The sequence below is a fragment of the Zhongshania aquatica genome, from assembly GCF_027257955.1.
Classification (GTDB): domain Bacteria; phylum Pseudomonadota; class Gammaproteobacteria; order Pseudomonadales; family Spongiibacteraceae; genus Spongiibacter; species Spongiibacter aquatica.
On record NZ_JANZNQ010000003.1, the window covers coordinates 71452 to 92490 of the forward strand.

Annotated in this window: 16 protein-coding genes; 7 read left to right on the plus strand and 9 right to left on the minus strand. The window is 47.2% G+C overall.

Annotated features, from left to right (window positions below; genetic code table 11):
* Nucleotides 1–45 precede the first annotated feature (45 nt).
* The 4 genes from O9X78_RS03710 to O9X78_RS03725 all read left to right on the plus strand — a co-directional run bounded on the left by O9X78_RS03710 (nt 46) and on the right by O9X78_RS03725 (nt 6981).
* Nucleotides 46–2595: a TonB-dependent receptor gene (locus O9X78_RS03710; protein ID WP_269618267.1), complete on the plus strand. Its 2550-nt coding sequence runs from the start codon at nt 46–48 to the stop codon at nt 2593–2595.
* Between the two features lie 524 nt (nt 2596–3119).
* Nucleotides 3120–4742 (plus strand): L,D-transpeptidase family protein, encoded by a 1623-nt coding sequence (locus O9X78_RS03715; RefSeq protein WP_269618268.1) that lies wholly within the window; start codon nt 3120–3122, stop codon nt 4740–4742.
* Complete coding sequence (locus O9X78_RS03720) at nt 4743–5729, plus strand: D-Ala-D-Ala carboxypeptidase family metallohydrolase (protein WP_269618269.1); 987 nt, start codon at nt 4743–4745, stop codon at nt 5727–5729. It begins immediately after the preceding gene.
* 400 nt (nt 5730–6129) lie between these two features.
* Nucleotides 6130–6981 (plus strand): alkaline phosphatase family protein, encoded by an 852-nt coding sequence (locus tag O9X78_RS03725; RefSeq protein WP_269618270.1) that lies wholly within the window; start codon nt 6130–6132, stop codon nt 6979–6981.
* 38 nt (nt 6982–7019) lie between these two features.
* On the opposite strand, the gene O9X78_RS03730 is transcribed toward O9X78_RS03725, so the two are convergent.
* The 5 genes from O9X78_RS03730 to O9X78_RS03750 all read right to left on the minus strand — a co-directional run bounded on the left by O9X78_RS03730 (nt 7020) and on the right by O9X78_RS03750 (nt 14086).
* Nucleotides 7020–7778, minus strand: coding sequence for a COG4705 family protein (locus O9X78_RS03730; protein ID WP_269618271.1), 759 nt, complete (start codon nt 7776–7778; stop codon nt 7020–7022).
* Between the two features lie 141 nt (nt 7779–7919).
* Nucleotides 7920–9938: a tetratricopeptide repeat protein gene (locus O9X78_RS21005; RefSeq protein ID WP_269618272.1), complete on the minus strand. Its 2019-nt coding sequence runs from the start codon at nt 9936–9938 to the stop codon at nt 7920–7922.
* Between the two features lie 74 nt (nt 9939–10012).
* A complete protein-coding gene (locus tag O9X78_RS03740) occupies nt 10013–11599 on the minus strand; it encodes a cytochrome c3 family protein (protein WP_269618273.1) in 1587 nt (528 codons plus the stop codon).
* A 9-nt stretch (nt 11600–11608) separates the two neighbouring features.
* Entirely contained in the window at nt 11609–13216 is a 1608-nt protein-coding gene (locus O9X78_RS03745; protein ID WP_269618274.1) for a cytochrome c3 family protein, read from the minus strand.
* A gap of 15 nt (nt 13217–13231) precedes the next feature.
* Complete coding sequence (locus O9X78_RS03750) at nt 13232–14086, minus strand: hypothetical protein (RefSeq protein ID WP_269618275.1); 855 nt, start codon at nt 14084–14086, stop codon at nt 13232–13234.
* A gap of 174 nt (nt 14087–14260) precedes the next feature.
* Between O9X78_RS03750 and O9X78_RS03755 the strand changes: the two genes are divergently transcribed.
* The 3 genes from O9X78_RS03755 (at nt 14261) to O9X78_RS03765 (ending at nt 18666) form a co-directional block, all read left to right on the plus strand.
* The gene (locus tag O9X78_RS03755) at nt 14261–15574 is read left to right on the plus strand and encodes an NAD(P)-binding domain-containing protein (RefSeq protein ID WP_269618276.1); all 1314 of its coding nucleotides are present in this window, start codon (nt 14261–14263) and stop codon (nt 15572–15574) included.
* Entirely contained in the window at nt 15561–17567 is a 2007-nt protein-coding gene (locus tag O9X78_RS03760) for an ankyrin repeat domain-containing protein (RefSeq protein ID WP_269618277.1), read from the plus strand. Before O9X78_RS03755 ends, O9X78_RS03760 begins: the two co-directional genes overlap by 14 nt.
* A gap of 193 nt (nt 17568–17760) precedes the next feature.
* A complete protein-coding gene (locus O9X78_RS03765; RefSeq protein ID WP_269618278.1) occupies nt 17761–18666 on the plus strand; it encodes a DUF808 domain-containing protein in 906 nt (301 codons plus the stop codon).
* Nucleotides 18667–18703: 37 nt separating this feature from the next.
* Here the strand turns inward: O9X78_RS03765 and O9X78_RS03770 are convergent, their stop codons facing one another.
* The 4 genes from O9X78_RS03770 to O9X78_RS03785 all read right to left on the minus strand — a co-directional run bounded on the left by O9X78_RS03770 (nt 18704) and on the right by O9X78_RS03785 (nt 20983).
* Nucleotides 18704–19012, minus strand: a complete 309-nt coding sequence (locus tag O9X78_RS03770) for a chaperone modulator CbpM (RefSeq protein WP_269618279.1) — start codon at nt 19010–19012, stop codon at nt 18704–18706.
* Entirely contained in the window at nt 19009–19962 is a 954-nt protein-coding gene (locus O9X78_RS03775; RefSeq protein WP_269618280.1) for a DnaJ C-terminal domain-containing protein, read from the minus strand. The genes O9X78_RS03770 and O9X78_RS03775 overlap by 4 nt, the downstream gene beginning before the upstream one ends.
* A 67-nt stretch (nt 19963–20029) precedes the next feature.
* Nucleotides 20030–20473 carry a thioredoxin TrxC gene (gene trxC, locus O9X78_RS03780; protein WP_269618281.1) on the minus strand — a complete coding sequence of 148 codons (444 nt, stop codon included), beginning with the start codon at nt 20471–20473 and terminating at the stop codon, nt 20030–20032.
* A gap of 129 nt (nt 20474–20602) precedes the next feature.
* Nucleotides 20603–20983, minus strand: coding sequence for a SpoIIAA family protein (locus tag O9X78_RS03785; protein WP_269618282.1), 381 nt, complete (start codon nt 20981–20983; stop codon nt 20603–20605).
* Between the last annotated feature and the right edge of the window lie 56 nt (nt 20984–21039).

The following is a 21039-nucleotide window of genomic DNA, read 5'->3' on the forward strand; positions in this document are numbered from 1 at the left end:
TTAGCTTGGTGCAGTGCCAACAGGCGCTAGCATGGGAGTAGCAATATGATTAAAAGAATCTCAGTTATCGGCGCGATATCTGCCTGCGCAATGCAAAGTCCACATCTTTCAGCTGCGCAGCTCGAAGAGGTGATTGTTACTGCACAGATAAGAGAACAAAGTCTTCAAGATGTTCCAGTGTCAGTCAGCGCTATCAGCGGCAGTAAAATGATGGAGGCAGGTCTTTCTAAAATCGAAGATCTGCAAGCCTACGTTCCTAACTTTACAATGACCGAATCCAGTATCGGCACAGATATCTATATTCGCGGCATCGGCTCAGGTGAAAACCAAGGCTTTGAGCAATCAGTGGGCATGTATGTAGACGGTGTATATTACGGACGCGCACAGCTTGCCCGCGCGCCCTTCCTCGATTTAGAACGTGTCGAGGTATTACGTGGCCCACAGAACATTCTTTTAGGCAAAAACAGTATCGCAGGTGCGATCAATATTAGTAGCGCATCACCAAGCAACGAACCAGAGTTTCTTGTTTCGGGCACTTACGAGCCGGATCTAAACGAACAAGTAATCGATTTTGTTGCCTCCGGCCCAATAAACGACGACCTCAGCGCACGATTTGCCATGCGCCAACGCCACACAGACGGATTTGTTAAAAACCAAGTATTAAATCGCGACGAAGCTGAGCGTGATGAAGCTACCTACCGGATCAAATTTGCATGGGACGCAGGCAAGGACTTCGACGCCAAACTCAAGCTAGAAATGGGCAGCTTTGATGTAGTCGGAAGGCAATCTGAAATTCTTACTGACAACCCGTCGGACTCAGATATCTTTCTGTTCACGGGACGTACCTACGGCGAAATACTCAACGATACCGTATTTCCTGACTTTGGTGCAGCAGGTGCTTTGCTTGGTTCATTACCTGCAGGCATACGCAACCTGATACAACTGCAGCCCAATGGCTCTATTCTGAATATGCAAGCTGATGACTCGGTGTTAGATTCCACCGCGGACCGAAAACGCTCTTCAAATGGCGATTTCAGTAATAACGACACCCAAAATATCACCTTGAATATGAACTGGTATTCCAACGGCAATACCTTCACATCCATTAGCGCTTACATGGCCTATCAGTACGATGAAGAATGTGACTGCGACTTTACCGGCGCACCGCTATTTCAGGTTGTATTTGAAGAAGAATACGAACAGTTCAGCCAAGAGTTTCGCTGGGTGTCGGCACCAGGTGAAAACTTCGACCTGATCGCCGGTGCATATTTTCAATATAACGAACTCTACTTCTTTGACTCCATCGTTCTGCCATCCACTCTTATTCCTCAGTTAATTAATGCTGCAGATATCTTAGAAGGTGGCGCCCGCGGTGACATTGATCCCGGCGCGAACGGCAACACAGGCTTTGAACTACTGGGTATCGGCGACGCAGGTAACTCGCTCATAGATATTCGATCACCGCGTGATTTTAAAAGTGACTCCATCATTGCATCTACTTTTATGCAAGGTACGTGGATAATAACCGACACCTTGCGCCTTACTTTAGGCGGGCGTTATACCTACGAAAAGAAAAGTGGTAGTAGGAAACTAGAGTTTGGTCTACCAGATGGCACCATTTTGCCAATCGGTGAAACCGACACTGCCGCAGCAGTCACCTTTGCCGCAGAACGTCATGATTTGGCCGGCAAGCGAACAGAATCACAGTTCGCGCCGCTGTTAAATATCCAATGGGACGTGAGCGATGAGGCGATGGCCTACTTTTCAGCCCGACGTGGTTTTAAATCCGGCGGTTACGATGCTAGATCAAACGCATCGCCGAGCGCTGAGCCAACGCCCACCAATCCAACGGCAACCTCTGCTAATCCCCGCGTATTAATCGGTAGTTTTGAATTTGAGGAAGAGCGTGCAACCTCCTATGAATTTGGCTTGAAGACTTCGCTGTTCGACGGTGTCGCTGAACTGAACTCCGCCCTTTTCTACACCCAGTTCGATAACCTACAGGTCAGTGTTTTCGATGGCACACTAGGCTTTAACGTGGGCAATGCCGCAGGTGCTGTGACCCAAGGTGTGGAATTCGACGGTCGTATCGCATTAAGTGAGCATATTATTCTTGGTGCGGGGCTGGCATTTTTGGACTTCGAATTCCAAGACCATAAATTTGGCACCTGTATTCAGGATCAAGTACCGGACAACCCAAACGGCATAAACTGTGATTACACGGGTAAAACCAACCAGTACGCTGCAGACTATTCTGGCAACATACTACTGGGCTACGAGCGAGAAATTAGTGATTCACTCATCCTAAGAGCTAACCTTGACGCTATATTCAGTGACGAGTACCACCCCTCACCCAACCTTGATGACCGTGTAAAACAGGATGCGTTTATTCAATACAATGGCCGGATTTCACTATCGTCGAATGACGGTGAATGGGAATTGGCACTGGTTGGGAAAAACTTAACAGACGAACTGATCATTCTGTACGCGATTGACACACCGGTCGCTAAAAAAGTTATCGCGGGTACCACTACTCATCACGGTTTTACCAACCCACCTAGAACCTTTGCACTTCAAGCGACGTATCGCTGGTAGGCGACCGAGTAACCTGCTTGCCGATTTTGAGTTTGGACGCTCAAAGTCGGCTTTTTTTAACTCTCCTCTAATACATAGCAAAGCCCACAGCTCCCACCTATAAACAATCTCATAAGCTCGTATTTAGCGATTCTTCAACAACGATAGCGATTGCATAATTGCTACATAGGGCTATAAGGTCTTAACCATTCGTTTTGCAAGGATGCTTGGATTCTTGAACTTGGTTGTAACGACGAGCCAAAAAGGTCACTACACGCTATCTGATAGTAAGCTCAAAATACTGCTATTGTTATTGCTGCTACTAAGATGGCACAAGGGCATGTTCTATGGCTGGTTTGGGCACACTAAAAAGTGTTAATTCTTTAGTCATATGCTTTATTTGATCAATGAGTGTATATCCTATACCGCTCAGCTGTAAGATTAACCATGTTAAATGGACAATCACTACTCAACCACCAAATCTAATGTCGATGCCGGACAACGGCAGTTTACTCAGTAATATAATATTTAAATGGCTGCATGTTATGAAAAAATTCACCTTCCATATTCTGCTACTGACTAGCCTGTTTTTTAATCATGGTGCGCTAGCCGGTGCGCAGCTTCAACAGACTATCGAAAGCTGGCTTGGCGGCTACCCCGCTATTTTGAAAGAAGAAACAGTATTAAATAAAGATATACTGAATAAGTTTTATATAGAGCGGAATTTTGAAGCAGCGTGGCTTGATTCTAAGGGATTAACAAAACAGGGTCGTGAACTACTTGGGGCTATTGCAAGTATCAATGAAGAGGGGCTGCTTCCTGCCGACTATCACGGAGCCCGTGTTTTAGCGATATTGACGGCAAGTATTAGCCCTCAGGATACCGCCACTTACGATTTACTTCTAAGTGATGCCTTTCTTACATTGGCCAGTCATTTAATTTCGGGCAAAGTTGACCCAAAGGATTTAAACGCAGAGTGGGAAGCTAATCGACGACACAGTGATTTGCAGTTACTACTCGAAAACGCGCTTAAACAGGGTGATATATCTGCAGCACTCGACGGATTACGCACTAAACAGACCCGCTATTTCCGATTAAAAAAAGCACTCGCAACCATGCGGTTACTGCCAAATACCGCATGGAAACAGAAACTCGCAGAGTCACCAGCAATAAAACCTAGCGCTAGCGATAATCGCATACCCGTAATTGCCAAACGCCTACAGGTATGGGGAGATTTATCACTTCAACAGCCTAGTAATGAAACCGCTCAGACTTATAGCGCCGTATTGGTAGAGAGTATTAAGGCGTTTCAAGGCCGACACGGCTTGGATGCCGATGGCGTCATCGGTAGAGAAACCATTAAAGCCTTAAATATATCTCCACGGGAACGGGCAAAACAGATCGTTGTCAATATGGAACGCTGGCGTTGGCTGGCGGAAAACTTAGGCGATAAGTACTTGCTTGTGAATATTGCCGCGTTTGAACTTAAAATAATCGACAACAATCAAACCGTGTTTGTTAAACCGGTTGTTGTGGGTCGCAATTATCGAAAAACACCTGTTTTCAGCAATAAGATTCGTTACATAGTATTAAACCCAACGTGGACCGTGCCCTATAAATTGGCGGTAGAAGATAAACTTAGTGAAATACAAAAAGATCCGGCTTATTTAAACCGCTTGGGTATTCGTGTTTTTAAAGGCGACTCCCCAGTGCCAATTGATCCGTTTTCAATTTCATGGAATGAGATTAATAAACGCAACTTCCCGTTCCGTTTAGTACAAAGTCCGGGGCCACAAAATGCATTGGGGCAAGTAAAGTTTATGTTTCCTAATCCGCATGATGTCTATCTTCACGACACTCCCTCTCGGGAGTTATTTAAAAAGGCGGAGCGCGCGTTCAGCTCAGGCTGCATAAGAGTGTCTGATCCACTCGAACTCGCTGAATTTTTATTGCGTAGTCAGGGCTGGGATAAAACAAGAATCGCGGCTGTAATTGAAAATGGTGAAACGGAAACTGTGACATTAAAAACACCGGTGCCAATTCATATTGAATACTGGACCACTTGGGTCGATCGCGAAGGTGTCAATCATTTTAGGAATGACATATACGACCGTGATCAGCCGCTATGGCAAGCATTAAGCAAGCCCTTGAATCATGTAGAGCACTAAATGAGAAAAAACTCAGTTTTCTTTAACGATCCAAATTTACTAGTAGCGTGCTGTTTCTTAGCCAGTTTTATTGGTAGTTTTGCTAACGCGGGTGAGATTCAGGATTTTGATCCTGGTCTCGCGCCTTTCAATGTTGTCATTGAAAAGCACTCGCTACGCCTAGCCGTAAATATGAAAACTGTGTTGCCCGGTAAAACACTCTCTATCGCCGTAAAGCAGAAAAATGCCGGGGAATTTTCACTCTATCAAGGTCCTAATAAACTGACGCTGAATGCGACAGGTAGCCACAGATGGATTGCGCCTAAGAAGCCCGGCTATTACCCACTTACCGTTATCCGCAATCGAGACGAGGCGCAACTTACACTCAATATTTTTGTTTTACACCCAGCCAGTCAACTTATAAATGGAAAGTTGAATACATATAGAATTGGTCAGTATCCCAGCGCCTTAAACGGACTTGAAGCTTACAAAGCGCCAAAAGGCTATATTGAAGTGACTCGCGATGAGGAAAATATACTGGTTTCACCACATTTCAAGCTAGGTCAATTTTTATGCAAACAAGATGGAGGCTATCCAAAGTATCTAGTATTGCAGCCAGAGCTACTCGACAAACTGGAGTTGTTACTAGAGCACGTAAACACCAAGGGCATACGTACTGACGGCTTCACAGTAATGAGCGGCTATCGAACGCCTTTTTACAACAAAGCCATAGGAAACGTGCCGAATAGCAGTCATATTTACGGCCGGGCAGCCGATATCTTTGTGGACGTTAAACCAGCCGATGACTATTTAGATGATATAAATGGTGATGGCGTAGCAAATATCAAAGACGCCGAAGCGCTTTATGATATGGCCGATCAATTAGTGAATCACAATAGGCACCCGCAATTAATGGGTGGCGTCGGCCTTTACGATAAAACGCCCGCCCACGGCCCCTTTATACATGTTGACGTGCGCGGTATGCCAGCACGCTGGGGGCACAAGTAAGTCAAACGCCCTTTTAATAGCGTAGGAGCCGATGCAATCCACCAAGAGGGGCACGTCCCTCCCCTCTAACCCCGCGCTTTATATCGCCACCTGCGTCCTAGATAGAAAAATCTAAATCACTCCGTCGACTTGTCCTCGAAACTGAATAATTTATCTTCGTGATAGAACGGATAAGGAGGCCCACCAAAGCCATACCAAGCAAATAACAAAAATGACCATCTGAATCGATACTTTCTTTGAAACCTGCCATAGTCCCCTAAGAAACAACAAGACGTATTACTTTCTAGAATTGAAAACATATTGCGGTTGTCACACGTTGTTCATACTGGCAGCCTACCCTCGACCCGATTGATTTGAATCATCGACCGATCTTGACCGGCTATCACCGTGGTAGAAAACTATGTCTCACAAAGTAATACTGATCGTGCTCGATGGCCTTGCCTATAACACTGCCGAACAGTGCATGGGTTTCCTACAAGGTTTAAATGAACAGAAAACAAGCACACTGTACAAGCTACAGTGCGAGCTACCGTCAAAGTCTCGCCCTCTTTACGAAACTATTCTCACTGGCGTTCCGCCGGTGCTAAGTGGCATTGTGCATAACGACGTGGCGCGCAACTCTAATCAGCAAAGTGTCTTCAGCTTGGCGCGCCAACAAGGTTTGACCACCGCCGCCGCTGCGTTTCATTGGTTTAGTGAATTGTATAACCGTAGCCCCTATGACACTGTCCGGGATCGCCATACAAACGATCCTGCGCAACTGATTCAGCATGGCTGTTTCTATCATGGCGACCACTACCCAGATAACTATGTGTATCTAGATGCGGAATCCTTAAGACGTCGGCACAACCCTGATTTTTTGTTGATACACCCCATGAATATAGACAATGCCGGACACCACGAGGGCGTAGATAGCTCACACTACCGGAATACTGTTCGCAACTCAGACGGCGAATTATCAAAATATCTACCGACGTGGATCGAGGAAGGATATCAAGTTTTGATCACCTCTGATCACGGTATGAATTCAGATAAAAGTCACGGCGGCACTCTCCCAGAAGAACGGGACATCCCCTTATTCGTCATCGGCGAGCGTTTCACCCATCTCACTGATTGCGAGCCCAAACAAACCGAAATCTGTGGTTCCGTTTGTGATCTGCTTGGTCTTACTAACCACAATAAACCAAGCACAGAAAAACTGCTTTTTAAGCAAAATACGAACAATCAATACATGGTCGCGCTCGCCAACTAGGCATGTACTTTTCAGCAGCGCGCGAATGGTTTTAATATTCAATGCTGATTTTTTGCTGGGTTCTGCTTAAAGAAAAAGATAAAAAACAGGATAAATACCATTAGAGCAGCGGTCGCTGAATAACGGCTCAATTCAAGACCGCCCGCACTCACGGGCTTGTCGAGCAAATCACCAACGACCGCGCCGAGGGGTCTTGTCAGAATGAATGCGGTCCAAAACAAGATTGTCCGCGAGATATTGGTTCTGAAATAGGCCAGTGCAGTTAGCGACAACAGTCCGCCAAATATCAATGCGCTCGCGGCGTACCCCAAGCCTTCGGAATCTGCGACCCAGTCGCCTAGAGCCGTACCGAGTGTTTGTGAGAACATAATCGTTAGCCAATAGAATGCTTCAGATTTTGGCGAACTTACCGTTTCTACGGCAACTGAACCCATAATCCGCTGCCATGCAAACAGAGACCCCAGCAACAGAACTAACAATATGCTTGAGCCGCCCGCATAGCCAATACCTATAGAACGATCTGCAAAATCTGCCAGTGTTGTACCTAAGGTAGTTGTCGCTATTATCGTCGCCCAATAAGTAGCAGGATGGAATTTCTTCGAGTACATTTGTATCGCTACTGCGACGATAAATACCAAAGAAAATATTCCTGTACCGACCAGATAACCTAAGTCCATTGACATCGAAACGACATCACCGCCAGTCTCACCTAAAGTGGTTGCCAATATCTTTATAACCCAGAAAATTAGAGTTACTTCTGGAACTTTGCTGAGCATAACTTTATCTGCTGCATTCATTTCATGAACTCAATACTGACTAATGACTGTATTTTCAGAAACACACTTTTACTATCTCACTGAAAGCCTACGACAAATATTTTGGCATAAAGATTCACTGTCTTTTGTAACTCAATCATCGCATCAACATTAAACTCACTACTAAAACTGCCAATCTGCCCGCAAATACATAAAATAGTCATTGCGATCAAACTGAAATCCACCGCGGTCGGAACTCAGCTGTTCTGCGCTGAATTCAAACTCGAAAGTCCAATTCTCAGTTGGTTCGTATTGCAATCTCATACCCGGCTGTAACGAAGTTTGACTCCCCGCCAAATCACTGTAGTCGCGCTGATAAAACTGTAACTTTGGCCGCAGGCGCCAGTGCTGGCCTATTGGTAGACGGGTTTCCAAGCCTAGAGAATATAGCTTACTTCTGGTCAATTCCGAGTAACGCAGTGTAATCCAGCTTATTGTGCGCTCCTTCCAAATATCGTTTGCGATAAGTTGTGCACTGAAATTACCTTCCACATCGGTTCCGTCAAAGCCGGGCACCCCAAATGATTCTGGCGTACCTGTAAGCTGCCAGAAGCTTGTATCAAGAGACCAGCGCCAATGTGTTGAAAACCGACGCGATGCACCGAGCGCCAAAGATTTACTAATCGCAGTACGGTCAAGTGCGATGGTCTCAAAATCATTTTGACTGATCCCACTTGCCTCGAGCTGATTCAAATCGGTGACGGCCTGCCCAATAAGCGCATTGGACACACTCAGCATTGGCGAACGCCGATAATCTGCCGAAAAATAATAATGAGATTCGTCATCACCAAACCAGTTTGCACTAAGCAACGCGGTATTGAGTTCTGCGAAACCGGTGTCGTAATCCAAATAGGAAAACCAAGAGTAGCGCTGGGACTGGTAACTGACCTCCGCTCCCAGTGCTTCACGCTCAATAATATTGCCGCGTTCCTGCTTAGTAACAAACACATTGCTGCGCCACGGCGATTGACGGGCTGCGAGATCCAGACTAAGGCCATAGACCTGTGCATCGGAGTTCACCGACACATCACGACTAGACAGCACTGGATAGCCCCAAACCAAATTGACGCCAAAACTGTCGCCAACGTCGGAGTGGTACCGAACGCCATCGAAACGCCCCAAGATGCCTTCCCCACTCACATTTTGCCTGCCGATGCGTATTTGCTGTCCCGCAGGTTTATACAATGTGTCGATATAGGCTTTGCTCAAACGTTTCGGGTTGAACGTATCAAACTCAAAATCCTTCCAGTAACCACCAGAAACGACCAAGCGGGTGTCGTATGTATCGCTTCGATAACGGCCATTCAGGTTTAAATCAGTTATCCACGCCGATTGAAGCACCTCGCTTCCGCTTCCACCATTGTCTGTACTGTAGTATTGATAGGCGTTGCTGAGCACACCGAACCAGCGTAGTGAAGAGGCTTTTTCTGCGCTTTTCTTGTCCGGTGCCGCCGCCACTTCGTCTACGTCCATTAGTGAAATACCCGCCAGACGTTGACGTACACGATTGACCCCGTTTGATTGAGGATAGCGCTCCAGAAAAAGACGGTAGCTCGTTGCTGCCTCATCGAACTTGCTTAGCCGTTCTTGGGCCACACCAAGATATTCCAGTGCTTTTTCCTGCAAGGAATTTGGTGGGCCACGAAGGACTTCACGATATAAAACTTCCGCAGCGGCTGCATCACCTTTGGCAAGTGCTGCGCGTGCGGCGGCGAATTTATCTTCAATTCCTTCGGGTAGTTGTTGGGTCGGTGAATCCACAGCAGTCCATAGACTTTGCTGATCGGCACTGATCTGAAAGCGGCAATTCACATTGCGGTTAAAATCGAAGCGTAACCATAGTTGGCCGGCAATCCATTCTGAATTCACCCGATTAAGGGGCAATGATTCACTCGCCTGCCAAGGCAAAAATTCATTACCACTATAATCAGTGGCGGCATTTTGCCCGGTAAATGCGGGCTGCAATCTCACCACACAAGAATTACCTGTTTCCGACTCCACGGCGGCAAGCTGAAATCTATTTGCCAGATCAAGTTGGAAGGCCGCGCTGCCCTGCTTTTCAAAAAGTACATTGATCGACTCAACCCACGCAGGTTCTGCGACTAAAGAAGGGGCGAACACAGCCAAGACTAGAAGTATCATCAAGTAAATACAGCCTTGCCGTATGCAATCAGATCTGCGCGAATACGTTCTATGCATCGTGATATTCATAATGATCAATCCCCAAAATCAGGATCAGTTACCCGATGTTGCCCGGAACGTGTGCGCTGAATCCGCGAGAAAGTGCTGTCGGTATAGGTATGACAGGCCCCGGTACAATCACGTAGTTCACTAACGGTATAATTTATCCTCGGAGAGCTCACCTTGGTGTGCTCCCCTGCCCGGTATTGATTGGCGTGACAGCCAGCACAGTCAGGTTGATAAGCCGGCGTGCTCCAATTAACCGTTTCAGAATTACCTCTGTGGCAATCAACACACTGCAGGTTTTGCCGATGATCACCTGGGTAGCCAGGGCTTTGATGACGGAATGTTGTCGGAACCCAGCGCGTGGTGCTGTGGCAATAATCGCATTGAAGATTGCTTACAAAGTGACCGGTATTTTTGCCGGTGGCGCTACTGCCATTGTGGCAGGAGTCACAACTAGCACTGACATTATTATGATCAAAGTTGGCGGGCACCCACGCATTACTGGTATGGCAAACATCACATTCAGCATTTGTATTAATGTGCGTACTCGATTTTCCTGTGGCCTGACTGCCGTTATGACAGCTTGAACAAGGCTGCGTAATACCGCTGTGATCAAACTCGGCTGGGATCCATCCGGTAACCCGATGGCAGTCATCACATTCCAGATTAGTGCTAACGTGATTCATCGTTTTACCTGTGGCCTGAGTGCCGTTATGGCAGCTTGAACAAGACTGCGTAATTCCACTGTGGTCAAATCCGGCGGGGATCCAGCCCGTAACCCGATGGCAGTCATCACATTCCAGATTAGTAGGAACGTGATTCATGGTTTTTCCGGTTGCCTGACTGCCGTTATGACAGCTTGAACAAGGCTGCGTAATACCACTGTGGTCAAACATAGTCGGCAGCCACGCTTGGGTGCCATGGCAAGCTTCGCACTGCTGGTTAGTAGGAATGTGATTTGGTGTTTTACCCGCAGCCTGGCTGCCGTTGTGGCAACTAGAACAAGCTTGAGTAATATCACTGTGATCGAATCCAGCCGGGAGCCAAGCCACCGTCCGATGACAGTCGTTACACTCCAAGATCGTGGCAACGTGATTCATCGGCTTACCTGTGGACTGAACGCCGTTGTGGCAGCTAGAACAGGCGGCAGTAATACCTGAATGATCGAATACTGCGCGCTGCCAGTTAAACGTATTGTGACAACTATCGCATTGATTACTGGACTGCGGATGATGGATTGGTTTGCCCGGCTGAGTCTGGCCGTTGTGGCATTGACTGCACTCCCCCCTTACCTGGCTGTGGTCAAACCGAGTAGTGACTTGCCAATCCACCGAGCGATGGCATTCAGAGCATTCATCTGTTGTCGGCATGTGACGAAAGGTTTTTCCGCCCGCAGGTATTACCGAGCCGCCATTGTGGCAAGAAACACAGCGCGTTGGTGTACCCTTGAACTGCCCGTTGACGTGGCATTCCTGGCATTCGACATAACGATGAAATCCCTGAAGAGGAAAACGACTGGCGTCGTGGTCAAATTCAACCGCCCATCCTGATGACATCCCGCATAAGAACATCGTCAACGCAAAAACAATATGGCAGTACTTTTTATTAGAATACATCGCCATGTTTCACCTCATTTCAACTTCGGTAAACGTACTTGTGTTGTGACAGCGGTCGCAGCGCTCGCCATAGGCGCCTCGGTGTTCGTCATCGGCTTTATGACAGCTACCACACAGTGGCGCAGTGCCTTTAAGGGTGTCTAATTTCTGGCTGTGACAGCTCCCACAGGAGACATTTTTGTGGGCACCATGGAGCGGAAATTCACTTTGGGTGTCGTGATCAAAACGCCAGCTGCGCCATGACACCGGATGATGACAATTAGCACACTCTTGACCGAGATTGCCTTTGTGTGGATCGTTTGCGCCGTGACAGTCCGCGCACTTTTTTCCGATACCAGCGAATACAAAATCAATATGGCATGATTCACAGGCTTGAACCGCATGCATTCCCAACAGTGGAAAGTCAGTTAGATCGTGCACAAAGCGAATATCGCCATTCCAACTCCCCTCGCTGTGACACTGCTGACAGTCGGTGCCAAGGGATTTTTTGTGCACATCGTTCGACTGATGGCAGTCGTAACAGGTCTTATCAGCAATGGGTGCATTTACATCACCTTTATGGCATTGCCCGCAGGCAACTTGTTTATGCGCACCACGCAATGGGAAATCAAAATCAGCATGGTTGAAAACTGTTTTACCCCAGCGATTATTGTCATGACACTGATCACAGCGATCGCCGTTCTTCCCGAAATGAGGGTCATCATTTTTATGGCACGCTGAACAAGTCGTCGGTGCATGTTTCGCCGCGACACCAGGCGTGTGACAACTCTCACAACTCAGTGTCTTGCGGGCGCCCTGCAGCTCGAACTTGGTATCTCGCTTATGGTTGAATTTATGCTCGGTCCATTTTTGCGTGGCGTGACAACTTTCGCACTTCTCTCCAAAGCCATTGCTATGAACATCGTCGATGCGATGACAGGACGCACAATCGGTCTGAGCTTGTGTGAAGTCGGCGCTGTGATGACACTGCCCACAACTTGCTTTTTCGTGCATGCCAAGCAGTGGGAATTTGGTTTTCTGGTGATCAAACACCACCTCACGCCATGCCATTGCTGAATGGCAATCGCCACAGGAGTCTCCCTGCCCGCCTTTGTGAATATCGTCGCTTTTATGGCAATCGACGCATTGTCCTGGCGCTTCGCTAAATTTCTTTTCTTTGTCGTGGCATTGATTACAGGGGACACCCTGATGATGCCCAAGCAACTGAAAGTCGGTGCTTCCATGATCAAAAACAGCACTATTAAGCTGTACGATATCTGCATTCCTACCGCGATGTTCTGAGTGGCACAAGCGGCATTCACTTGTCGCGATGCCGGGCTTTTTGGCATGAAATCCCAGATTATTTTTAAGATCAGCCGCAACTTCCTTGTGGCAATCTAGGCACAGCGGGTTTTGATTCTGATCTTTAAAGCTGGAATGGCAGGCTTTACAGTCGCCATCAAATTTCTTGTGTGCCTCACTAAGCTCGCCAGGGCTTAGCATTCGCTCCAAACCAAAATCAATAGCTAGCGCTGAGCCTGACACACTCATCAAAAGCAACAGCGTCAAGCCGAGCGGCGCGCAAGCTTGGCGCGTCCAGTTGCAAAAAATCTGACAGATTTTCCGCATAATATTCATCAGATATTTTTAACCTCAGTAATAATGCACCGCCCAGACGTGCAGAGTCGCCGTCAGTAACATCATCACAAAAAATGGCAAATGCAGTACATGCCACCAAGAGAACAATCGTTCAAAAAACCGCAGTTGCGCGAGCCTACCTAAGGTCTCTGTATACGCCTTAAGAGTTGTTTTTGAATCACGCCAAAGTGCAAACGCGGCTGGATCATTCTGACGCTTTGCAGCGCGTCGCAAAAACCGCTGCAAACGTCGTCGCCGAGACCCTGCAAGAACCGCATCCACAGTGGTGAGCTTCTCCAATTCGCTGGGTAGTAGGCTGTTATAGAGCCTATTTACAATATCGATCAATTCTGGAAACGGCTCAAACTGGCTTAGTAGTTGTTGACGTTCGCGATTTGCTTGCACTGCTAACATTTGACCGTTGGCGCGCTGTCCGTACAAGCCAATATGAATCTTGGTGTAAATGTACCGACCCACAAAACCACTGATAACAACGAGTATCATGCAGCTTAATGCCACCCTGCTATTAAGTGAGCCAAATCGAAAATTTGAATGGAAGGCGATGGCTAACGGGCCCAAAACACCCAGCATCATGTGAATTCGAAACCAATGCCGAATAGGCATTAATTTTTGAAGTTTCGCCGATCGTTTTGCAAGTGGGTAGCTAAGCAGCAAAAGCATGCCACTGACGCCAATTATCCCTAGCGCGTAGCCAAATCCGCTCTCTGCGCTGAGAATTTGATCCTGTCTCTGAATCCAACCCCAAACAAGGATAATGAACGTGGTGGTGAAAAAAAGCACAGAGCTAAGTCTGCCACTCTTAGATGGACGCAAGGTCTTAGGTAAATTCGTCGTTGCATCTGCCGTCACTTAATTCTTCCTTAATGTAACAAATATATCATTCACATTAGAGAGTGTGTTTGGCAGAACACGTTCTCAGATACTGATACTAAAGCTAGCAGAAGAGGCAAATATTAGCCACACATTTTGTAAGGTTTTTATGTTATAACACGGGCTCTCTCATGCGCATTTTGGAAGCAACCGATGCCACCTAACATCTCGGCTATGCTGATATACCTACTTCCGCTAATGGCCATCATGGGCTTATACATTTTTTCTCAGCAACGTCGTCACAAACGGAGTCTTGAGTTGCTTCGCGAGGCTACTGAGACAGGATTACTTGAACCTGCGTCGCTACATCCATTAATAAATGAAAGTCTTTGTATCGGCTGCAAGTCATGTATAAATGCCTGCCCCGAACACGATGTTCTCGGCCTAATAAATAATATTGCAACCTTAGTGGGGCCTAGCAATTGCATTGGTCACGGTGCTTGCCGAGAAGCCTGCCCAGTCAACGCAATTGATTTGGTGTTCGGCACAGCGACGCGAGGCGTTGATATCCCGCTGTTGCAGGCCGATTTTCAAACATCAGTGCCAGGCATTTATATTGCTGGCGAATTGGGAGGAATGGGACTGGTTAGAAACGCCATAACTCAGGGAGTTCAAGCGGTGGACTGCGCTGCAAAAAATTTGCGCAAATGTCCAAACGACCCGCTAGATCTTGTTATTGTGGGCGCGGGGCCCGCCGGACTCGCCGCTTCACTTGCGGCAAAGGAGTTGGGCCTCAGCTATGTCACACTGGATCACGAATCCGGACTCGGTGGCACCATCGCGCATTTCCCACGGGGCAAACTGGTTATGACACGCCCCGCTACCTTGCCACTGGTTGGCAAGTTTCAGTTTGTAGAAACGAGTAAGGAGCATTTGTTGGCGTTTTGGCAGGACGTTGTCGACAAACATCCGCTAAATCTTCGTTTCTCCGAAGGCGTTACGGCAATCGATGGCGATATCACGAACGACTTCACTACAACGACAACATTAGGTCAGTTCCGCAGCCAGCGCGTATTGCTTTGTATCGGCCGACGAGGCACACCGAGGAAATTGAACATTCCGGGAGAAGACCTAAATAAAGTCGCTTATCGCCTCCAAGACGCTACTCAGTACGCTGGTATGAATGTGATGATCATGGGTGGCGGAGACAGTGCCCTAGAGGCTGCAATTAGTCTCGCTGAACAAGAGAATACTCAGGTTAGTTTGTGCTATCGCGGCAAAGCCTTTAACCGCGCAAAATTCAAAAACAGAGAGCGAATACAAATACTGAGCCAAGAAGACAAGCTGACTCTCCATATGGAGTCTGAGCCAACTGCTATTGAGCGGGAGACCGTAACATTGACTACTCCAGACGGCACCAAAGTACTACCTAATCAGGCCGTCATCATTTGCGCTGGAGGAGTACTGCCGACAGCATTTCTCCAAAATATCGGCATTCAGGTGGATACTAAATATGGCAGTCGCTAGACTTATATTTGGCGCCACAACGTCGCTAAAACAACTACAGCTAGTATTCATTATTGTCTTGAGCATTGGCGTCTCTGCTGCAAATGCAGAGATAGATGTCTGGCAAGAATACGCGCAGCTAATACGTGTCCGCCATTATGGTGAGGCCGCTGTTCTAATCACTGCTCAGGCTGAAAAAGGTGATTCTCGAGCGTGCTACGAACTTGCACAGCTTTATCGGAACGGAAGAGGTGTCGAAAAAAACGAGTCTAAAGCCCGCACGCTATTATTGCGGGCAGCCAAACAAGATCATATACCCAGCCAGTATTTACTTGGACTGTTCTATAGCAAGGGAACCGGTGGGCCAGAGAGCCGGACAGAGGCGAGGCGATGGCTGGAAAGTGCCGCACAGCAAAACTATGGCCCGGCCAAGTCAGCGCTAAATTCGCTTAACACTGAACGGGAAAACTCAGAACTCAGTAAGGCGGAGATTCTTTCCGCTGCTAGAAATTCTGATGCAAATAATACAAAAATACAAAACACCATCCAGCGTGCAATTCATGAGAATAAACATCTCAGCACCTTGGACAGCGATGGCAATACCCTACTCAGCATTGCTGCTATTTGGGGTGCGCAGCCCACAGCTGAACTATTGCTCAACGCTGGCGTGGATATCAATCAACAAAACCGCTTTGGAGAAACCGCGCTCCACTTGGCGGTTCAAGAACAACAGTTGAGCGCACTAAATTGGCTGCTCAGCCATAAAGCGAGCTTAGACCTGCAAAGTGTCGCCGGTAAAACCGCCCTTCACATTGCCTTGGAACGTAATCTCACCGACTATGCCACGCGCCTGCTAGCAGAAAAAGCAAATCCGCTTATCACCGACAAGGACGGAAAGACCGCGCTGAATATTGCGGTACAACGCCAAAACAAGCCAATACTTGCGCTACTCGCTCGCGATGGATTTCGGCCGGAAGCCACTAATGACATAGAACGGCGGCTAAAAATAGCACAGCAAGATTCCGGCGACGGTATCTACCCGATTCAGCTGGCCGTTGAACGAGATGATTTACCTCTTATTAAAAAACTAATTTCAGGTAGCACGACTCCTTGGCAAGCCAATGCACAGGGGCAAACCTTAATAACCTTAGCTGCACAGCACGCGTCTGCGGAAACATTGCGTTATTTATTAAAACTAGCACCGAATCCATCAGAGCGTGGTCCGCAAAAGCGCAATGCTTTGTTTTTTGCGCTGGATGCGGATAACAACGAAAACCTACAAGTATTGCTGGACAACGGAATTTCCCCCACTGATGAGGATGAGACCGGCCTCAGTGCAATTGAATACGCATTTAGCGTGCGCCCTGAATCCGCGTCACGATTAATCAGACAACTTCCCTCTTCCCAGTGGCAGGCATTGTGGCTACCTATGGCGGCGGCACATGATCAAAACGAAACTTGTCTGCTATTTATAGATCAGGGTGTCGACGTCGATACTGTTGACGAGACGGGCAAAACAGCGCTGTGGTATGCGAGCAAAAGGGAAAACGGCGAGCTGGTGGAAATTCTACTAGGAGCTGATGCAAACGTTCTGATCAGCGACACCAACGGCGATACCCCAGTACATATCGCTGCTGGATACTCACCAACATCCCTAGAGATATTGCTTAGAAATAGCGATGCAGTGAGCCTTCTAAATACAGCAAATCATACTGGAAATATGCCCCTCCACCTTGCTGCAAGTCATTCTCAGGCAAAAAATATTACGCTGTTAGCAAAGCTAGGCGCCGATATAAACAGTCGGGACAACAGCGGAAATACGCCGCTTATGCTGGCGGTTTTAGCGAACTCTATCGACACTATCGAAGCCGCCTTGGTCTCTGGCGCTGCACGTAATAAGCGGAACAAACAGGACCAAGACGCGCTGACAATGGCCCAACAACTTGGTTATAAAAAAGCGGTCGACGCGCTAAAAAAACCTCAGAAAAACGGTTTTATTGACCTGTTTAAATAGTTTATCTACGCGGACATTTACACAGCACTTAGCAGAACTGAGCCAGTTATATCACCGTCCCATAGTGATGCAGTAATCCCCAATGTGCTTTAACACCCGCTGGTGAAAATAAGATATGCGGATGTAGTATGATTTAGTGATATTTATTCGGTCACCCAGTTAGGCACTACATTTTAACTACAGGAAATTTTTAATGGCGGCAGGTTCACTTTTAGCTCTGTTCGATGATATCGCGACTCTCCTAGATGATATTTCAGTACTGTCTAAAGTTGCGGTTAAAAAAACTGCGGGGGTATTAGGTGATGATTTAGCCGTCAATGCCGAGCAGGTTGGTAATGTGCGAGCCGAGCGTGAGCTACCCGTGGTATGGGCCGTGGCTAAAGGATCACTACTGAATAAAGTGATTATCGTTCCGGTGGTGTTAATAGCCAGTTTGTTTATGCCATGGCTAATAACCCCAGTGCTAATGCTTGGAGGCATGTATTTGTGTTACGAAGGTGCTGAAAAAGTCTGGCATACCATTGCCCATCGGAATAAAAAAGATCATACCCAAGCAAGAGCCCTACTTGCGAACAGCGAGTCAGACTTGCTCGCACTCGAGAAAGTACGAGTTAAAGGAGCTATACGCACTGACTTCATACTGAGCTTAGAAATTATTGTTATCGCACTTAGTACCGTGCAAGAGGCGCCCTTCGCCAAACAGATTTTGGTGCTATCGATAGTCGCGGTGGGAATTACCTTGGCTGTTTACGGCTTGGTCGCCTTAATAGTAAAGATAGACGACTTGGGACTGTATATATTGAAGTCTACTAGCTTGGCGGCGCAGTTTGTCGGTAACTTTTTACTTTGGCTGGCACCTGCGTTAATGAAAACACTCACCGTCGTTGGTACTTTGGCCATGTTTTTGGTAGGTGGTGGCATATTAAGCCATGGCGTCGATCACTACGTGGAACTTAACTTTGCACTTTCACACATTCATATTTTCAACAACGCCTTTGCCAATGGTCTTAGCCAAAATTTGTTCAACGGCGTTATCGGTCTATTCGCCGGCGCTGTCATCGTTGCTGTTATATCCGTGCTTCATCGACAGCAGCATTAATAAGTCGACACGCTTTATTAATTTAATATACAGCGGCTCAATACGCAGTGAAGCGATTTAGTCGCTGTTTCAATTGGTGATTTTCTGCGCGAAGTTGCTCTAGGTCATCGAGTAAGCTTATTGCCAAAGCGATACCCGGCCAGTCTATATCCAGATCTCGGTGCAATCGCACGGCCTTTTTGGTGATGGATACCATATGGGTGGTGAATACCCATTGGTCGGGAGAATCACCTTCGGGTTCAATAATACCCTGCTCCACAATTTCCAACACGAAATGCTCAGGCAGATCTGCAACGCGACATAGCTCATCAAACTTCATTATATACAGTTGGGTGTTATTCATCATTTATCACTCCACTCAGAACGTGGATCAAAGGCAGCCTGATCAGCCAGTTCTTGCCATTTTTTCTTAATGTCATCGTTTGTCGTTTTGGGCATGACTACTTTTAATACCGCAAATAAATCACCGCGCTCACCAACCGGGAGTTTTTTCACCAGTCCTTTACCGCGAATACGCAGTCTCTGACCGGTTTGGCTGTTTGGTGGTATCGACATCGTGATTTTGCCATCGAGGGTGGGCATTGCGAGCTTGCTACCTAACGCCGCTTCCCATGGCGCTAGCGGTACAGTAATGATCAAATTGTGCCCTTCGACATCGAATAGAGGATGGGGGACCAGCCTGATACGCAGATATAAATCGCCGTCGATGCCATTTGGTCCACCTGGCTCGCCCTGCCCCTTGAGACGGATACGCTCCCCAGCTTCTACACCAGCCGGAATCTTGACGCTTAGGCTCTTGGTAATTTCAGTAACACGACCATCAGCGGTGTATTGTGGGATTGTGTATGAAATTGTCTTAGATTCAACGGACAGAGTATCTTCGAGAAAAATGGGGAGATCGGTCTCAATATCCCGTCCTTTCGACGCTTGCCGGCGGCGGCTACCAAAGTCTGATTGCTGGCCAGCCTGACCAAACATTGACGAAAAGAAGTCAGAGAAATCGCTACCTGCCGAGAAATCTTCCTGGCGGTCTGCACCCGGCCGCCAGCCTGGAGGTGGTCTAAAACCGCCATCATTACTGCAGTATTGCCGAACTTCGTCGTATTCTGCCCGTTTTTTTTCGTCGTATAAAACTTCGTAGGCTTCGGTTACTTCCTTAAACTTTTCTTCGGCATCTTTGTGCTCACTGACATCCGGGTGATATTTTCTGGCAAGTTTACGGTAGGCGACTTTTATTGCCTTTTTATCCGCGTTGGCCTCAACACCCAGAATTTTGTAGTAGTCTTTAAATTCCATTATTTGCGATTTCCACGCTGTGCATTGCTATTAGTCAAATTCAATTGCTGGTTCCATTTAATGCCAGTTAAAACTGCTCACTAACACTTTGTACCCATCGAATAATGGAAGCGGTATCCATGGCACCATTTTGGCGAGCAAGCTCTTTACCCCGGAAAAAATACACCAAGGTTGGAATACTCTGAATTTTAAAACGGTTAGCGATGGTCTGTTCAGTATCAATATTAACTTTTGCCATACGAATTTTAGGCTCTAACACCTTCGCCGCCTGTTCAAAGGCGGGAGCCATTGACTTACAAGGTCCGCACCAGGGTGCCCAAAAATCGACAACCATCGGTATTTCGTTACGTTCGATCATGGCAGCAAAGCTAACGCCAGAGAGGGTTGCTACCTGTCCGCTAAATAACGACTTTTTACACTTTCCGCAGTTGGGTGAACTTATCAGCCGCTCACGCGGAAGCCGGTTACTTGCCAAGCAATGTGGGCAAACAATATGGACAATATCACTCATCACATCTTCTCTGATTGTCACCAATAGTTAAACTGTACCCCTTTTATATTGGGTCTCAATGACGCAGATCAAGCGAATGCGAAAAACCCACTCACGTTCCTTTGCCCCACTAGGAAATACAAAGCAACATTAAGATTGTAACCACGAGATCGCATCATCGTGATGATCAAAAAATTTCACATCTCCAGAGACAAACCATTTGCCAACCTTCGCCGCCATTTCTTGCCATCGTTTGTTTCCATAGATGGCAATTTTATCAAACTCACTGCCGTGCTTTAAGCCGAGTTTGAAATCATGCCATGCAGCCCTCAGCTCCCAGCCCTCTAGCTCTGTGCCGTCAAACAGCATTTTCACACTAGGCTGCTTAACTTCTGCTAAGGCCGCATCAATCATCGGTGTAATGGTTTTATAGTCATCATGAGTGAGTTTGCCCTGCGCTTTTAACGACAAGAACACATCACTTCCAACGCGCTCTATACCAATTGATAAGCCATGCTTTTGTATTTTCATTTATGCGTCCTCTCACAGAATTTCCAGAGCAACAATGGCCCCGAAGTCAAACTAGT

Excerpts from the sequence above, each read along its gene's own strand:
- O9X78_RS03710 (WP_269618267.1), top strand. The coding sequence starts at position 46 with ATGATTAAAAGAATCTCAGTTATCGGCGCGATATCTGCCTGCGCAATG.
- O9X78_RS03715 (WP_269618268.1), top strand. The coding sequence starts at position 3,120 with ATGAAAAAATTCACCTTCCATATTCTGCTACTGACTAGCCTGTTTTTT.
- O9X78_RS03720 (WP_269618269.1), top strand. The coding sequence starts at position 4,743 with ATGAGAAAAAACTCAGTTTTCTTTAACGATCCAAATTTACTAGTAGCG.
- O9X78_RS03725 (WP_269618270.1), top strand. The coding sequence starts at position 6,130 with ATGTCTCACAAAGTAATACTGATCGTGCTCGATGGCCTTGCCTATAAC.
- O9X78_RS03730 (WP_269618271.1), bottom strand. The coding sequence starts at position 7,778 with ATGAATGCAGCAGATAAAGTTATGCTCAGCAAAGTTCCAGAAGTAACT.
- O9X78_RS21005 (WP_269618272.1), bottom strand. The coding sequence starts at position 9,938 with ATGATACTTCTAGTCTTGGCTGTGTTCGCCCCTTCTTTAGTCGCAGAA.
- O9X78_RS03740 (WP_269618273.1), bottom strand. The coding sequence starts at position 11,599 with ATGTATTCTAATAAAAAGTACTGCCATATTGTTTTTGCGTTGACGATG.
- O9X78_RS03745 (WP_269618274.1), bottom strand. The coding sequence starts at position 13,216 with ATGAATATTATGCGGAAAATCTGTCAGATTTTTTGCAACTGGACGCGC.
- O9X78_RS03755 (WP_269618276.1), top strand. The coding sequence starts at position 14,261 with ATGCCACCTAACATCTCGGCTATGCTGATATACCTACTTCCGCTAATG.
- O9X78_RS03760 (WP_269618277.1), top strand. The coding sequence starts at position 15,561 with ATGGCAGTCGCTAGACTTATATTTGGCGCCACAACGTCGCTAAAACAA.
- O9X78_RS03765 (WP_269618278.1), top strand. The coding sequence starts at position 17,761 with ATGGCGGCAGGTTCACTTTTAGCTCTGTTCGATGATATCGCGACTCTC.
- O9X78_RS03770 (WP_269618279.1), bottom strand. The coding sequence starts at position 19,012 with ATGATGAATAACACCCAACTGTATATAATGAAGTTTGATGAGCTATGT.
- O9X78_RS03775 (WP_269618280.1), bottom strand. The coding sequence starts at position 19,962 with ATGGAATTTAAAGACTACTACAAAATTCTGGGTGTTGAGGCCAACGCG.
- trxC (WP_269618281.1), bottom strand. The coding sequence starts at position 20,473 with ATGAGTGATATTGTCCATATTGTTTGCCCACATTGCTTGGCAAGTAAC.
- O9X78_RS03785 (WP_269618282.1), bottom strand. The coding sequence starts at position 20,983 with ATGAAAATACAAAAGCATGGCTTATCAATTGGTATAGAGCGCGTTGGA.